The organism is Oligoflexus tunisiensis, from assembly GCF_001748245.1.
In the GTDB taxonomy this organism is placed as follows: domain Bacteria; phylum Bdellovibrionota_B; class Oligoflexia; order Oligoflexales; family Oligoflexaceae; genus Oligoflexus; species Oligoflexus tunisiensis.
Genome location: NZ_BDFO01000001.1, coordinates 4,866,562 through 4,882,568, shown reverse-complemented (window position 1 = coordinate 4,882,568; position 16,007 = coordinate 4,866,562). Strand labels below are relative to the sequence as shown.

Below are 16,007 nucleotides of genomic sequence, written 5' to 3'. Positions count from 1 at the left end.
AGTTGGCGGGTTCGAGTACCCACAAATTTCCCACTTCACACAACCCGCACATGTCAAAATGACATCATAAAACAGCAACTGGCGGTAATCCGCCAGTTTGGTGCATATGTCATGTCGCCCTGTATCCCGCCATCACCGACCGCAGGAGCTCGGGATCCGCGAGATGAGGCAGAGTGATGCACCCATGGCTCTTCTCGTTGTAGAGGGCCGAGGTCTCAATCGAGTGGGCATTGCCGGCCCAGGCCCGACGTGCCACGCCACCCATCACATCCCAGGGCAGGGCGCTGTCGATGATACGATCGACGTCCTCGCTGCCATCCAGCAGCAGGCCAAAACCTCCGTTGATGGACTTGCCAATGCCAACACCTCCACCATTATGCAGGGCACAGAGCGTCATGCCCCGCGCCGCATTCCCGGCGAAAATATGGGTGGCCATGTCCGCCATGATATTGGAACCATCCTTGATATTCGATGTCTCACGATAAGGGGAATCCGTCCCGCCCGTATCATGATGATCGCGACCCAGCATGATCGGCCCCACTTCCTTGGCGCGCACCATGGCATTGAAACGGCGGGCGATGCGCCGACGGCCTTCGGCATCCTGATAAAGAATACGAGCCTGCGTTCCCACCACGAGCTGATAGCTCTTCGCTTCCTGCACCCAGCGCAGGTTATCCAGATCCTGATAACGCAGCTCGGGCCGCAGCCCGCGAATGGTTTCCGCCGCGGCCGCATCCGTGCGATCCAGATCCGCGGGATCACCACTGAGACACACCCAACGGAAGGGACCATAACCGTAGTCGAAGAGTTCAGGCCCGAGGATATCTTCCACATAGCTGGGCCAGATGAAGCCTTCCTTTTCATTCTGCCCGTTTTTACAGATGCCCTTCACACCGGCATCATACACCGACTTCATGAAGGCATTGCCGTAATCAAAGAAATAGGTGCCGCGGGCGACGAGCTTATGAATCAACTCAAAGTGCTGCTGGAGCGTGGCGTCCACCAGCTGGCGGAAACGTGTCTTGTCCTTGCCCAGCATTTCCGTGCGCTCCGCGAAATCGAGCTGCACAGGACAGTAACCGCCTTCATACACGGCATGACAGCTGGTTTGATCGGACAGCAGATCGATGCGAATCTGATTTTCCACAGCATGCGCGAGCAGGGTCACGATATTGCCGTGATAGGCAATGGCCACACCTTTTTTCGCCGCCATCGCCTCGGCAGCCCATTGAAAGGCTTCCGCAGGCTTGCTCGTGACTTTGCTGACCCAGCCCTGGGAACGCCGCGTTTCAATGCGCGAGGCATCGACTTCCGCAATGATCCCTGCGGCTCCGGCGATCTCCACCGCCTTGCCTTGCGCACCGCTCATGCCACCCAGTCCTGAGCTGACAAAGAGTCGACCGCGCAGATCTCCATCCACGGGAATGCCAAGCTTCAAACGACCGGCAATCACCAGCGTATTGTAGGTGCCATGCACAATTCCTTGCGGTCCGATATACATCCAGCCCCCGGCGGTCATCTGCCCATAATTGGCCACGCCGATGGCGGCCGCGCGGGCGAAGGTCTCGGGGTTATCGAACATGCCGACCATCAGACCATTGGTGGTGATGACCCGCGGTGCGGTTTTGCTGCTGGGGAAGATGCCGAGAGGATGACCGGAGTGCAGAACCAGGGTTTGATCCTCTTCCAATTCCTCCAGATAACGTTTGGTCAAACGGTATTGCATCCAGTTTTGAAAGACCTGACCGGTCTCCCCGTAAGTCACCAGCTCATAGGGATAGAGCGCAATGGCAAAATCGAGGTTGTTATCAATCATCACCTGCAGGGCTTTGCCGGCCTCGCAGCGGCCGCGGTATTCGTGCATCGGTCTCCCGCTGAGTCGACCCCGAGGTCGAAAACGGTAACCATAAATGCGACCGTGATTCATCAGCTCATTGAGAAATTCCGGCGCCAGCTGCTTGTGCAACGATGGATGCACATAACGCAGCGCGTTGCGCAGGGCCAGGGCGATATCCGCCTCGTCCAACTGAACAGCGCGTTTGGGGGCGCGACGAATTCCAGGTTCGAATATGGGATCAGGGGGCAGCTGGGCATCCAGGGCGAAGGCCATAGGTATCCTCATCATGACGTTGGCTCTGGAACTATGCCGCAAAAAGTCCGGAATGGAAAGAGCCTGGTGCCCACAAAGGAGTTCTCGTCCAGGCACGTGTTTGGTGCGAATGGCGCGGTGTGATTCGGACAGGTGTCTGATGGACTATTCGCTAAGAAGGTCGTAGCTCACCTGGATGTCGTAGACTCCGGGGGATCCCGGTACGGCCATTTCCGCCCGCGCCCGTGTTTCGCTATAGCGGCTGGTCGCGGGCTCCAGGGCTATGGCATTTTTCAAAGCGTCGAGGGTTTTGTCACGGTCCTTGATCTGCCAGAAATATGCGGAACGCACGTAGTAACCTGCAGCCGAGGAAGGGTGCGCGCTGAGAAAGTTTTCGGTCAGTGCATTCATCTGTTCGACATCATTCATGACGGCGAGCGCGACAAAGTGCAGCTCCAGAAGCTGTTCATCATGCGGGTTGCGTTCCCTGAGCGCGGTCAGACTGCTCCGCAGCTCATCGGCTTTGACGGAACCCTGTTGATTCATGAATTGAAAAAGCTGGATGCTGGCTTTGGCTTTCAGTGCGCTGTAGGAGCCCGTGCGCTGCACCAGCTGATCCGCCAGAACCGCGAGGTTTTCCAGCTGACTGGGATTCAGGCTGTTGTATTCATGAAAGAAGATCAGCGCGAGCTCTGCCGTGGGCAGATCCCGGATGGGTTTGCCCTTGTTGGCCCATGACACGAGTCCGGCTTTATATAAAATATAATACAGCACGCAATTGCTCTGCATCGCATTGCTGCCTTCCTCGTCCGGTATGATGCAGCTGTTCTGCAGGCGCTTCAGGTGAGCCGGATCATGTTTGGCCAGAGTGGGCAGAGCCTCGCTGCAGGTCTGAAGGGTGACGCGATCCTCGTCTGTAAATTTTTCAAAATCCTCAACCTTGGCTGTGGCGATGCGGTGCCACATCCCTGGGCATGCAGCCGGCAGGTTTTTCCCTTCCTTTTCCATAGCCGCCTTCAGGTCGACCGGTTGCGCCACCAGTTCGCGAATGCTGCTGCCAGGCCCTCCCTCGGCGGGAACCAGCGACCCGGGTTGCCGACTGAAGTAGAGGGCCAGCGCGAGAGCCAGCGTCAGCAAAATTCCGGAAATGATCAGTTGAGTTCGATTGAGTTTCACAGCCACTCCTGGACTAAAAAGGGATGAACTGATGATAGCAGAAGCCTGCGGTGTCATCCAGGATGCTGACGCTGTCAAATTCCTGGTCAGGGCAATCAAATCGCAAAGGCCTGTAAAATATTGATTTTTTAATGTTAGTACGGACGGGGCCGGCTGGCACGAAAGATGAACCTAAACGGTCTTACGGGAGTATTCGAGGAGGGAAGGCCTTGGGATTTTGCGCCAAAGGCATTCGCAGCGCGCTGCGGTTCATGGCAGGACTCTTTCTGCTGCTGAATCTTTGTATCGCCACGATTCCTCGCTGCGATCACGTCCTCGCCGTCATTCAGCATACCTTGAACCAGGACCTTTCCGAAACAGCCTCCTGTCATGATCATGGCAACCCGAATCAGGTGGCCTTCCAGGACGGACACGTCTGTCAATGCCATCTCGTGAAATTCGTTTTTGTGACTCTGCCCGGTTTTAATCCCGAAAGCTTTATTCAATTCCGCGTTCAAACCAGCACGTTGATTCAGTTTGATTATGCATCCGGCCCCTCAAGCCACGACCAAGGCCCGGAGCCGCCTTACCCACGATGGACATTGGTCTAATCATCCTTTGACAACCAAACATCGATAGGACGAGGAATGTGTATGAAACTGCATTCATTGAGCGCCGTTTTGTGTTTAGCCTTTTCATTAAGCATGATCTCCTGTGGCAAGAAGAGCGACAAGTCCGATCCGCAGGATGCCGCGGCCGTCGTGGATGATCCCGCTCTGTGTGCTGCCATTGGCGCCGGTCACCTGCACGGTGATCTCACGGGTTTTATTCCCGCGGAGGCCAAACAATTTTATGTGAAGGTTGAATGGCTGAATCCTTTGAAGTCATCAACCCTGGAAAACAAGGCCAAGGTTACATTCGTGAATGGCCACGCTCAAGCCCTGGCTCTTCGACTCTCCAGCTTTACCCTCTTTTCACCGACCATGGGCCATGGATCGAGCCGGCTCAGTGAGATGGTCATGACCCAGGACGCGGCGAATCCCAATGTTTGGAACGTCGAGAACATCTACTTCTCGATGGCCGGCGCTGTCGGAGATTGGGTCGTGGATGTGGAAGCGGGAGCCTGCGGCATCACCGACAAGGCTCGCGTTGAAATTCCCGTCGCTGTCGAGATTCCCTAATGATTCGAAACGGCAGCATGTTCCTTTCCATGTCGCTGGTGTTCCTGCTCGGCGCAGGGCGGCAGGCTTTGGCCTGTTCGTCCTGTGGAAGCGGCGGAGCGGACCCGGTCGTCCTCAATCCCTATGAAAACCATAAACTTTATCTGGGACTCAGCCAGCAGGCGGGTTTTCGTGATATCGACAAGAACGGTGAGCACCGCCGGGGTTATGGTCCGGAGCGCAAGCAGACCCTGGATTTGGCCTGGGCCGAGCGCCTCAGCTCGCAGGCTTTTGTCAGTGCCGTGGCGACTTTCGGTCGCAATGTGCGCGGTTCCGACAGCGAAATGCAAAACGGTGATCTGGCGTTGAATGCCCGATGGAACCTCATGCAGGCGAATATCGCCGAACCCTGGATTCCGCAGGTTCAATTGCTGGTATCGCATCGCTTTGCGGTGGGGCGCTCGATGTATGATCAAAAACGGGATTATGCCCTGGATGTCTTTGGTGCCGGTTATGATGAAACCTATGTGGGAGCTGATCTCTGGTATGGCATGAACACCCTGATGTTTGGCGGCAGTGTTATTTTTGGTCTACCTCAGGCCGTGGATACGGAAGCCGGCAGGATTCAGCCGGGCGCCATGCAACGCTGGATTGGAACGGTGGGCGGCCTTGTGCGCGAAGACGTCAAGCTGATCGGTGGTGTGATCCATGAGCAGCGCGGCGGCTTTGAGTATAAAGGCGAAAAGCAGCCGGATTCCGATCGCTTGAGTCATGATGCTTTTCTGACTTTCGAAACGCTGTTTATTGAAGGTTCCAATTATCGCCTGACTCTGAATCGGCGCGGGGTTTTGGGCAGAAACCGAAACGCCGTGCACGCCCATGGATTCACCCTGGCCTGGATGAGAGCGCTATGAAATTTCTGCTACTCCTTATCCTGCTCCTATCGAACGATGTGGCTCTGGGCTGTGCGGGACTGACCGCAGCCCAGCTGAAGGACAGATTGCAAAAGGAGACGGTCACACAGCTCGTTTTCTTTGCTTCGTGGTGCGCAAGCTGCAAAAAGCATCTGAAGCCAGAGTCCGCGTCGACGAGTCTGTTCATTGCCGTCTTTGACGAGCAACCGGCCGCGCAAAAAGCCTATACGGCCTTCATGGGGACCGAGCATCAGGCGCGTTGTGTCTGGGATCAGGATGGTTCCATCGCGGCTCATTACCGTATCAAGCGTCTGCCTGTTGTCAGGCCGCTTCAAGGCGGCAAATGAGATACGAACAATCATCCTCCATGGTGACCGTGTCCGGTCCGGTCGCATCCTCGATTCTTTTTTGAAGAGCTGTCAAAGGATCCCTGGAGGTCAGGAGTCGGCAGACGTGATGCAGCTGCAGCCGGCGTGCGGTACGGGCATTGTCGAGCAGTCCGTCGGTATGAAGAAAGACGGTATCACCAGGCTGACCTTGAAAATAACCGGCGCCAAAGGTCGGCTGACTGTTCAGGCCCAAAGGAGATCCCGCCTCCAGAATATAAACCGGATGATCGTCCCGAACCAATACCCAGGGCGTGTGCCCGGCATTGCAAAAATCGATACGCCCCGTCTCCAGATCGACGGTGAGGATGAGCATGGTCGCCAGCAGCGAGGTGTTGGCCGCGGTCATGCAAACCACATCGTTGACCCTTTCCATCAGCATGGCGAGAAGTTCGGGAGCCTTGAGGGCATCCACCTCCTCGGCCCGGGCCAGACCGTGAAAGGCTCCGTGAATGGCGCCGCTCAGGAGAGCCGCGGGCAGACCATGGCCGGTGACATCGCAGATGGCGAGAATCAGGCGTTTGTGTGCGGCATCGTGATGATAGCCGAGCCAGTCGCCACCAATGCGGGCCGAGGGATGATGCGAGGTGACGATTTCAAAGCGCTGGCCTTTCAAATCATGGGGAATAAACGCTTCCTGCACGATATGGGCATCATCCAGATTTTTCTCCAGCTTCCGCCTGGCCTCATGTTCCGCCTCACGATCCTTTTGCGCCTTTTGAAACTGATAACCGATGGCCATGGCCAGAAATCCAGCCTGCAGGGCACAGGCGAGCAGCATCAGTTCGAATCGCAGGGCGGAACGAAGCCAGATCTGATCAAAGTGCAGGAGGTCAGTGGCCTGTAAAATGGAGAACGCATTCACGAGGATGACGGTCAGCCAGCCCATGCTATGGTAGCCCGCTAGGGGATGGCCTCGACGCCAAAGATAAAGGCCAATCCCGTAATAGGTGAGCATCAGCACGCCGGTGCCGAGGACGAATAGGGAGACGAGCCCTGGCGTTACCGTCCAAAAACAAAGACCCATTCCCACCATACCTTTGAGCACCGGGATCCATATCCAGCGGCTCACTCGGGGCAGCGCGCGCCGTAATTCCACCGAATGCTGGAAAAAGAACATGCTGGCGATGCTGCCAAGCTCAACAAAAAAGAGATTGGCGTGATCGGCCCAGATCGTGGCGTTGGGCCAAAGGTGCATCCAGGTCCAACCAAAATGGGTGAGTTGAAAGCCGAGGTGAAAGGTCAACAGCACAAAAGCGAAATAGAGAAAGGACCTGTGGCGCGTGCTGAAGAAAACATAGAGGGAGATCACCAGGGCAAAGCCCATCAGCCCGGTATAGGTGCCAAAGACGATCGCATCCTGGGATTCCTTGGCTGCCAGAGATTCGGCATCGTGGAGCCAGGCGATAATGCAGAGACTGTAGGTGTTTTCAAGGCGGATATACCAGACGCCCCGGCTCTCGGGAGGCAGTGAGACATCGACGACGGGATGACGATGCTGCGTCTCCGGGTTCCACCCACGCCTCCGTCCACCGGACTGGACGGACTGCGTTTCGCCCGGGATATACACATCGAAGAGGCTGATGGAAGCGAGTTCCAGTTCAAGGAAACGCGGCATTTTTTGAAGGCTGCTGTTCTGCAGTTCCAGGCGCAGCCAGATAGCGGATGCGGTGTAACCTGCATTCAAAAGCTCCGCTGTGGCCGGAACAAAACGCGTGTCATCCAGGTCAGCAAAGGTCGTGCGACCCTCCGGGTCCTCCCAGATGGAAAGGAAGGGCTCCGCCATCCGCGGGAGCGTGGCGCCAGCCGCAGGGGATGCCCCCAAAACCAAAAGCAGCACCAGCAGAATTTGCAGCATGGGCAGAGCTTCCAACTTTGTGAAAAGACTTATCTGTTTGGCCTATCGGCGTCCGGCTGGAAAAATCAATCGGCGTGCCGCGCAAAAAACGCTTAACTTTTGGGCTTAAAATCCGATATAAGATTGTGTGCAATTTAATATTGCGCAAGAAATGGAGAGACATTATGAAAGTTCTGTATTCCACGACAGTTACGGCAAGCGGCGGACGCAATGGTCACGTAAAATCCGACGACGGGGTGCTTGATATGCCCTTGTCCACGCCCCGCAGCCTCGGGGGTTCCCGCACTGCGAGCAATCCCGAGCAACTTTTTGCCGCCGGTTATGGCGCCTGTTTTGAGAACGCTGTTCTTCACATCGCCCAAATGAAAAAGGTGAAACTGGAAAAGACCACGATTACGGTCAAGGTTGATTTGCAAACGTATGACGATGGCCACTTCAACGTCGGGGTCGCTATGGACCTTGACCTGCAAGGCGTTGACAGTCAGGTCGCCCAGCAGTTGATTGACGCTGCGCATCGGGTTTGTCCTTATTCCAATGCGACCCGTGGCAATATTGATCTGACAATTTCTCACCGCGGTGAACGGATTATTTGAAAAAATTCCAAAGAGCGAACCGGTTGGGCTCGCTCGTTTCTCCCTCCTGCAAGTGTTGATTGAAAGAATGGCAACTTTCGGATTATCTTGCATCAGGAAAGCCTAATTTTGGGGGAAACCATGACCGATATGTGTCCAAATGAGGACCAACTCCTCGACAATCAGCTTTGCTTCGCCCTCTATGCGGCGTCGAAAGCGATGACTCAGGCCTATCGCGGGTATTTGGACCCCCTTGGCATCACCTATCCGCAGTACCTGGTCTTTATGGTGCTCTGGGAGCAGGACGGAATCCCTTTAAAACGCCTTGGCGAACGTCTTTATCTGGATTCCGGAACGCTGACGCCGCTCGTCAAACGACTGGAAAAGGAAGGTTTTCTGACCCGCGATCGGGCCAAGGAAGATGAACGGGAGATTCGCGTGCGTTTGACCGCCAAGGGACGCAAACTGCAGCAAAAGGCGGCGGCGATACCGGGAGCCATGGGCTGCGCCGCGGACGTTGACGTCAAGGACGCCGTGCGGATGCGGGACGAGTTGAAGTGGCTTCTGCAAAAACTTCAGACGGTCCGTGGCACCCGACTGCCTGAGCCTGAGCTCTGACACCGCGCTCAATGCCGAGCGTGAAAGGCCACGACTCCCAGGAGATTGGAAGGATTAATGGGTTTCGGCAGGTGTCCGGTGCAACCAACACTCAAGCATTTCTTGCGAGACTCCGTCATCGCATGTGCGGTCAGCGCGATGATGGGTTTGCGATAGCCCTGTTCCCGCAGTTTCATCGTTGCGGTGTAGCCATCCATCAAAGGCATTTGAATATCCATGAGGATGATGTCGTAACACTTGCTGAGTGCCTTGCGATACCCTTCCATGCCGTCTTCCGCGAAGTCCACCATGGCTCCCGCCCGCTTCAGCAGGAATGCGATCAAGGAACGGATATCAGGCGCGTCGTCGACCACCAGGATCGACAGCCCTTCCAGTGAAACGGAATCCGTGGTCGGCGCGGGTGTGGAGGAAGGACGAGCGGGTTGCTTGTCCTGCTGATCCTTCAGCTCCGGCAGGTCCGTGATCGTGAAGAGAAACGTGCTGCCTTCGTTCAGTCCGCTGCGCAGCACACGCACATCCCCACCCAGAGCCCGGGCCAATTTCCGGGACAAGGGCAGCCCGAGGCCTGTGCCTCCGAATTTCCTTGTGGTCGATTCGTCGGCTTGCACGAACATTTCAAAGATGCGCTCGTGCTGCTCCGGAGCGACCCCAATGCCGGAGTCCCTGATCTCGAAGGCGAGCTGAACCCGACCTTGCTCATTCCGTTCCCCATAGCTGCGAATATGAATGTAACCTTGCGGGGTGAACTTGATCGCGTTGCTCAAGAGGTTCAGGAGCACCTGCCGCAGCCGCACGGGATCAGTGGTCAGCTGCGCGGGTGTACTCGGATCCGCGTTATAGCTCAGCTCCAGATTTTTTTCACGGGCCTTGATGTCCAGCAGGGAAAAGACATCGCGGACGATGGACGCGGGATCCACTTCGATGAATTCCAGCGTCAGATGCCCTGCTTCCACCTTGGAGAGATCGAGAATGTCGTTGATGATGATCGTGAGCTGCTCCCCGTTGCGAACCAGGATGTTCAGATAATTGGAATGCTCCTCCTGAGTCAGGTTTGGATCGCGCAGAAGGTCGGCAAAGCCCAGCATGGCGCCCAGCGGCGTGCGGATTTCGTGGGACATGTTGGCCAGAAATGCCGATTTCAGTTGGTTGGCGCGTTCGGCCTCCTCCTTGGCCGCCTGCAGTTTCTGCATCAGCTGCCGCAGCTGCTCTTCGATCGCCACCCGGCGCGAGACATTGACCATGGTGGCAATGCGCTGCCAATGGCCGTCCAGCATCAGGTCACGCATGGTGACTTCAACGTGAATGATGGGGGCATTCTTGGGAACATGTCGGGCCTGTGATTGCAGGAATCGATCCTGCGTGAGCGTGGCCTCCTGCATCGTCTTCCAGAAAGTCTCGCGGTCCTCGGGCGGCAGCAGATCGGTGGCCTTCATGCGCAGAAACTCATCGCGCTCATAACCATAGGTTTTCAAGGCCATATTGTTGACGTCAAGAAACTGACCTGAATCCGGATCCATGATCCACATCGGAACCGGGCTGTTTTCGAAGACGATGCGGTAACGTTCACGTGAGCGGGCCAGTTCCTCGGCGGCGAGCTTCTGATCGTGTATGTCCGTCGAGGTTCCAAACCATTCGATGATTTCATCGTTCACTATATGGGGAACGGCACGGGTGACAAACCATCGATATTCGCCACGGGAGCTCCGCAAGCGGACCTCAACATCGAAGCGCGATTTTTCGTGCGTGGCCTTTTCCCAGCCCTTGATGACCGATATCCAGTCGTCGGGGTGAATGATATCGACTGAAATGCGGGTGTACATCACCTCTTCGTAGGTTCCGGTGTACTCACGCCAGCGTTCATTGAGGAAGGTCACGGACCCATCCGGATTGGACACATAAACAATTTGCGGCATGGAGTCCGCCAGCTGTTTGAAACGGGCCTCGCTCATTTCGAGGGCCTGACGCCAGAGCACCTGATCGGTGACTTCGGTGCCAAGAGCCATGATGCCATCAATCGCGCCGTTTTCATCACGACTGGCGGAATAGGTGATATTGAAATAACGCAGCCGATCATTCAGCATCACCGGATGTTCATGGTATTTCGCCACCTTTCCTGTCCGATAGATTTCATCCAGCAGTTCAACCATCTCCGTGGCCTGAGGGTGAGCCTCACGCGCCGACATGCCGGTCGCATCAAAACCGAGCGCTTTGATGTGAGCGTCATTCACAAACTCGAAAATATGGTTGGGGCCACGCAGGATGCAAACCTCTTCGGGCGTGTGTTTGAACAGGTTGCGGAAACTCTCGCGTTCGTTTTCGATCATGCGCTTGGATCGTTCCAGAGCCTGGCGGGATAGGACCTTGTCCGTTACGTCGAAGCCATGGATGAGGATGCCGAAAACACGGCCGCTTTCATTAAATAGTGCCTGGAGGGAGAAATCGAAGTACTTCTGCTGAACCCGGCCATTTTCCTGTTGAAAGATGACAGGTGACTCGGTCCCGGTATAGGCTTCACCGGTCTGATAGACCCGATCCAGGAGATGGATATAGCCCTGTTCCACAAGCTCCGGCAAAGCGTCCCTTACAGTCATGCCGATCACGGAACGCATGAGGCCGGTGCATTCATAATACTTCTTATTGACCTTGACGTAGGTATGATTCGGTCCAAAGGTCAATGACATGCCGACCGGGGAGCTGTCGAACATTTGATCCAGTACTGTGTCGCGGCTGTCTATCACATAATTTCCGGGAGTTTTCTGATCCAACCATGAAACAAAAGCGAGGCACTATCACACGGCCGCAGTTAAAAATCACTCAATAAGTTGGACCATTGTTGACGGAAAGTTTCAATAGGATGAATTGATAAGGGAGTCGACGGAACGGCAGCGGCTTCGATCCGCGAAGGCATGGCTGTCGTGTGGGTTCTATAAAATTTTATTAATGCAGCATTTGTTGAAGAAAACCCGCGCTATTTATGAAAACACCAGAAAAAAGACGCTCACTCTCGCTCCCAGGATCAGTCACAATAAGGGCAGGAGGAGAATTCTGTGCGTTTATTTCCCTCGCTTGTCCTTTTATCGCTGCTCCTGGCTTGCCGTTCCACGGACAAGCCCAACAGCACGCTGAATGACTATGTCTCGGATGCAGCTTCCGGAAAGGTCATGCCTCTGGCCCTGGGTGCGAACTATGCCTGTGTGCTTAATCGCAAAGGACAGGGTCTCTGTCTGGGAGCGGAAGCCCCGGTTCAGAACAACACGCCTGCCCGCTGGCAGACCTTGCGGGCGGCAGGAAAAATACCGGTGCTGCGTGATCTCGTGGCGCGTTCCACTGTGACCTGCGGCATTGGAGTCAGGCCGTCTTCGCTGGAAAATCGGGTCCTGTGTTGGCAGCCTCAGACCACACAGGCTCCGGAACAGATCGATCAGGATGCTGTCCTGTTAAGCGGAAAAATCCGCTCACGGCTGCGTTCGCTATCCCTGCAAAAGGACAAGGTCTGCGGTCTGCTTTCGGATGGTCAAATCGTTTGTGGCGTTCTGAGCGCCACCAGCCGGGCGCTGAACCTGACTCCGGTCAAAGGTCTGCGTTCCATGGAAAGCCTGCGGTCCGGTGAAGGATTTTCCTGTGGATTGCGTGAGGATACCGGCGCCATTTTCTGTTGGGGTGACAACAGTCAGGGACAATTGGGACTGGGCAGCGCCTTGCAGGAAGAGGAGGAACCCGTGGCCATTGCCGGATTCTCCGGGCGTGCGACGTTCCTGGAAACTGGCGCCCATCATGCCTGTGCCATCAATCACGCGGGTGAGGTCCTCTGCTGGGGAAGCAACAGTCATCAGCAGCTGGGTGTCGAAGGCAAGCGTTTTATGGAACCCAAGGTGGTGCGTGGCCTGCCTGACAAGGCAACCGCATTGGCTTTGGGCGCAAGGCATTCCTGTGCCCAGCTCGTGAATGGGACGGTCTGGTGTTGGGGCGACGCTCCGGCGTTGGGTTCCGAGACGCAGGGTGGATTGATTCCCTTGCGCGTCCGCCTGCCAGTGGCGTCCGCTCACATTGTGGCGAGCCTTGAACGCACCTGTTCCAGACTCAGCACCGGGGAATTTTTCTGCTGGGGTACGGAGCCTGAAGTGTTCCCCGTCCCGATGTGAACGCCTTTTTCAACCGTTCCCATTCGGGGCCGTCATGGGCGCGCGACCGACATAACGGGCCCGCGGTCGCAGCAAAAATCCCTGCTGTCTTTGCTCCAGAATATGCGCGGTCCAGCCCGCAAGGCGACCGATCAGAAAAAGGGTCGCCGCCCCTTCACGCGGCAAATCCAGAGCCAAAGCCACAGCCACCAGCGCAAAATCCAAATTGGGTGCTGGAGAGCCCATGGTTTTGGCCAGGTTTAAAACACCTTCAACCTCGTCCATCCAACGCGAGGCTTCCCCTTTCCGCGCGTTCGCCAGCGTGCGCGCTTTTTGCAAAAGAGGTTCCACCCGGGGATCACCTTCCGCATAAAGACGATGACCAAAGCCAGGCAGCAGCTGACCCCCTTCCATCCAGGCGTTGAGCTGCCTGCGCCGTGACCAGCCCGCCGGTGGTTCCGTGAGAAAGGCATGCACTTCGATCGAAGCCAGACCGTGATGGCGTCCGGAAAATGTCGCCAGCGCAGCCAGGAGACTGGCATAAAGATCCGCTCCGGTGGATGCAGCCACACGGGCCGCAAAGGTGGAAGCATTCAATTCATGATCGGCGCTGACCAGCAGCGCAGTTTCAATGGCTTCCACCGCTTCACTCTGCTCCAGATTCAGAGCCGTAGCCATGCGTTGGGACAGGGATCCACCCGCCTGAGTTGCGATGGGAAACAGGGCATCGGTCGTGTGACGAATCAAACCACGCGCCCGCCTGAGCGTTTGATCAATCAGTTCATCCGATCCTCCCTCCGGATCCAAAAGGGCAAGACCTGCCAGCCGATGCAGGAGGCGCCGCGAAAGGGAGGCCTTGGTTTCCAGGCCAGCGCTGGGGACTTCAATCGGCAGCGCCGTCCACTGGACCTTGTGATGCGGAAGATCTCCGGACCAAAGGAGTTCCGCGGTCTGTTCAAAGCTGATGCCCTTGCGCAAAAGTTCCCGCAGCGCATAGCCACGATAATAAATTTGTCCGGCCTGAATGCATGTGATCGCGGAATCCAGAATGGGATCGCCCCAGCGCATGGCACTGGCCGCGGTGGGGCCATGACCGGAACGGGCGCGGCTGCGCGCCAGCAGGGTTTCAATATCATCCCGGGCATAAAGTTTCCCGGTTCGCCCCGGATGGGTTTCCGCCCTTAAAAGACCGCGACTGACATAGGCATAAAGGGTCTGGGCTTTGATGCCAAGCAAGGCGCAGGCCTCGCTGGCCGTGAGCATGGACTTGTCCTTGGTGTTTCTTCCAGCCATGGGACTCTCCTCGAACCGATCTCATTCCGCCTTGCGGGGTGGCACCGCATGGTCCAAAACCCGAATGATGGGATAGATGCCGCCGACGTTCAGATCCTGATCCAAAAACTGCCAACGGGCCAGACCATCATCCGCATGCGGTTCCAAAAGATAGACTGCAAGCGTGCCGGCCCTTTGCGCGACGGGAACCCAGAGATAACCCTCGGGCACTGTATAATCACAGCGTTCCGCGCGCACGGTGAGAACGGTTTCAAAACGTTTGGGCTGTGGCCTTTGACTCAAGGGAATTTCACTTTCACCGGGGCGCGGGACATGCGTCGCGACATCGGGACTGAAGGTTTCCTCGCGGGCGAGGATCCGGTACCGCTCGGCCCTATAAAGCGTGCCGGCCGCGCGCGGTTCAAAGGTGATCCCATGCTGCTCAAGTCGTGCGCTCAAGGAGGCCGGGACCAGGTAGGCGATCGGCACGCTGACCTCCGCCGTGGGAATCGGGCTGCGCCGATGCGGAACTTTATAGGTTTTCTGACGGCGGCCGGGATAACGGCGCGAGCGCAGACTTTCCATGTCATAGGAAAGAATTTTGGCGGTATCACCATGCAAGGCATAGGCGGGATATTCAAAAACCAGGGCATTGTCCGGCGACTGCCGTGCGACCCCGTGATTGATGGCCATGCGCAGGGAAGGATCGTAGATGCGGGCCCGGTTTTCCAAACGCCTTCTCTCGGTCTGCATCAGTTTTATAATCGGTTCGCGTTTCAGGGCTGCAAAGCGAAAGAGTTCGAGAAGCCAGGCGCGCATCACCTCGCAGCGTTTGGCAAAAGGAAGATAGCTGTAAGTTTCGAGTAACACATCGAGACGTCCCAGAAGACCACGATAATGGCTTCCAAAACGGGGCAGAGCCGGGTAGGTGTGCCAGCCGGAAGTGGGGTCATTTTCCTGAACAAAATTTCCGTACCAGAAACTGCGGAAGCCATGTTTGGCTTCCACGGATTTGCTCACGCGTTCCAGCATGCTGCGGGCAAAACCGCGCACGGGGGCGAAAAGATTGTCATTGCCGCGCGAGGTATCAAAGGTCAGATCAAAGGCGTGCAGACTGCCGTCGGTGGTATGACAGTCGATGAAAAGATGGGGCCACCAGGTCTGATAGAAGCGTGCCATGCAACGCGTTTCCGGCGTCTCCTGCTTCATGCTGTCCCGATTCAGGTTGAAGCCCTCGCCACTGTAGCGAATGCCGACGCCTGATTCCGGGCCGTCCTGCCCTTCGAGGTTGGCAAGATCGAGTTTGCGATTTTCCCGACTGATGTGATCGTTGCCGTCAGGATTGAAATTCGGCACGAGGACGAGGCAGATGCGATTCAAAATATTGCGGCCGAGATTGGTCAGAGTCAGGTCGCGAGCCAGGGCCAGGAGTGCTTCCTTGCCTTCCACTTCCCCCGCATGGATGTTGGCTTCCACCATGACGATGCATTTTTTTTGTTTATGAGCCAACTCGGGCGTAAAGCATAGCCGATCGCTGACGACAAGAGCGGCGATATCCTGCCCCTGACTGCTGAGCCCGAGCGAGATACGGTGGGCCAGGGGCGTTGCGGCACAGAGTTCGTCGATAAAGGCCAGAACCTCGGCGCTTCGTGTCGTCTCACGATAGTCAGTGGCTTCCGCGCGGGTCACCGGCAATACTTGGGATGTCATAGAACCTCAACAGCAGAAATGATGGCGATATTTGGCCCTCCCTAAGTAACACGCTCGTGTGGGGGCTTGCCAACAACATTCAGAACTTTTCAAGCCTTACAAAGAATCGCTATGTTGATTGAAAAATCAAGATTGATCAATGCCGAATTTCT

At 56.2% G+C, this 16,007-nt stretch carries 13 protein-coding genes; 7 read left to right on the top strand and 6 right to left on the bottom strand.

Annotated features, from left to right (window positions below):
- Nucleotides 1-109 precede the first annotated feature (109 nt).
- Nucleotides 110-2,125 (bottom strand): urocanate hydratase, encoded by a 2,016-nt coding sequence (hutU, locus tag OLTU_RS20170; RefSeq protein WP_141734552.1) that lies wholly within the window; start codon nucleotides 2,123-2,125, stop codon nucleotides 110-112.
- Nucleotides 2,126-2,254: 129 nt separating this feature from the next.
- Nucleotides 2,255-3,265, bottom strand: a complete 1,011-nt coding sequence (locus tag OLTU_RS20165) for a hypothetical protein (protein WP_141734551.1) — start codon at nucleotides 3,263-3,265, stop codon at nucleotides 2,255-2,257.
- A gap of 209 nt (nucleotides 3,266-3,474) precedes the next feature.
- Between OLTU_RS20165 and OLTU_RS20160 the strand changes: the two genes are divergently transcribed.
- From OLTU_RS20160 to OLTU_RS20145, 4 genes are read left to right on the top strand one after another with little or no spacing between them, the layout of a single operon-like run.
- On the top strand, nucleotides 3,475-3,855 hold the full coding sequence (locus OLTU_RS20160; protein ID WP_141734550.1) for a hypothetical protein: 381 nt from the start codon (nucleotides 3,475-3,477) through the stop codon (nucleotides 3,853-3,855).
- Between the two features lie 42 nt (nucleotides 3,856-3,897).
- Nucleotides 3,898-4,425, top strand: a complete 528-nt coding sequence (locus tag OLTU_RS20155; protein WP_141734549.1) for a hypothetical protein — start codon at nucleotides 3,898-3,900, stop codon at nucleotides 4,423-4,425.
- A gap of 17 nt (nucleotides 4,426-4,442) precedes the next feature.
- Nucleotides 4,443-5,318 (top strand): hypothetical protein, encoded by an 876-nt coding sequence (locus OLTU_RS20150; protein WP_218110156.1) that lies wholly within the window; start codon nucleotides 4,443-4,445, stop codon nucleotides 5,316-5,318.
- A complete protein-coding gene (locus tag OLTU_RS20145) occupies nucleotides 5,315-5,665 on the top strand; it encodes a TlpA family protein disulfide reductase (protein WP_141734547.1) in 351 nt (116 codons plus the stop codon). Before OLTU_RS20150 ends, OLTU_RS20145 begins: the two co-directional genes overlap by 4 nt.
- Here the strand turns inward: OLTU_RS20145 and OLTU_RS20140 are convergent.
- Nucleotides 5,640-7,562 (bottom strand): SpoIIE family protein phosphatase, encoded by a 1,923-nt coding sequence (locus OLTU_RS20140; protein ID WP_141734546.1) that lies wholly within the window; start codon nucleotides 7,560-7,562, stop codon nucleotides 5,640-5,642. The genes OLTU_RS20145 and OLTU_RS20140 overlap by 26 nt on opposite strands.
- Before the next feature lie 164 nt (nucleotides 7,563-7,726).
- On the opposite strand from OLTU_RS20140, the gene OLTU_RS20135 reads away from it, so the two are divergent.
- Both OLTU_RS20135 and OLTU_RS20130 read left to right on the top strand, forming a co-directional pair.
- Entirely contained in the window at nucleotides 7,727-8,155 is a 429-nt protein-coding gene (locus OLTU_RS20135) for an organic hydroperoxide resistance protein (protein ID WP_141734545.1), read from the top strand.
- Nucleotides 8,156-8,275: 120 nt separating this feature from the next.
- Nucleotides 8,276-8,752, top strand: coding sequence for a MarR family winged helix-turn-helix transcriptional regulator (locus tag OLTU_RS20130; RefSeq protein WP_218110155.1), 477 nt, complete (start codon nucleotides 8,276-8,278; stop codon nucleotides 8,750-8,752).
- Nucleotides 8,753-8,760: 8 nt separating this feature from the next.
- Here the strand turns inward: OLTU_RS20130 and OLTU_RS20125 are convergent, their stop codons facing one another.
- Entirely contained in the window at nucleotides 8,761-11,490 is a 2,730-nt protein-coding gene (locus tag OLTU_RS20125; RefSeq protein ID WP_141734544.1) for a PAS domain-containing hybrid sensor histidine kinase/response regulator, read from the bottom strand.
- Nucleotides 11,491-11,799: 309 nt separating this feature from the next.
- Here OLTU_RS20125 and OLTU_RS20120 point away from each other — a divergent pair, with 309 nt between their 5' ends.
- The gene (locus OLTU_RS20120) at nucleotides 11,800-12,894 is read left to right on the top strand and encodes an RCC1 domain-containing protein (protein ID WP_141734543.1); all 1,095 of its coding nucleotides are present in this window, start codon (nucleotides 11,800-11,802) and stop codon (nucleotides 12,892-12,894) included.
- Nucleotides 12,895-12,903: 9 nt separating this feature from the next.
- Here the strand turns inward: OLTU_RS20120 and OLTU_RS20115 are convergent, their stop codons facing one another.
- Nucleotides 12,904-14,166 (bottom strand): citrate synthase family protein, encoded by a 1,263-nt coding sequence (locus OLTU_RS20115; RefSeq protein ID WP_141734542.1) that lies wholly within the window; start codon nucleotides 14,164-14,166, stop codon nucleotides 12,904-12,906.
- A 21-nt stretch (nucleotides 14,167-14,187) separates the two neighbouring features.
- Nucleotides 14,188-15,855, bottom strand: a complete 1,668-nt coding sequence (locus OLTU_RS20110) for a M14 family zinc carboxypeptidase (RefSeq protein ID WP_141734541.1) — start codon at nucleotides 15,853-15,855, stop codon at nucleotides 14,188-14,190.
- Nucleotides 15,856-16,007 lie beyond the last annotated feature (152 nt).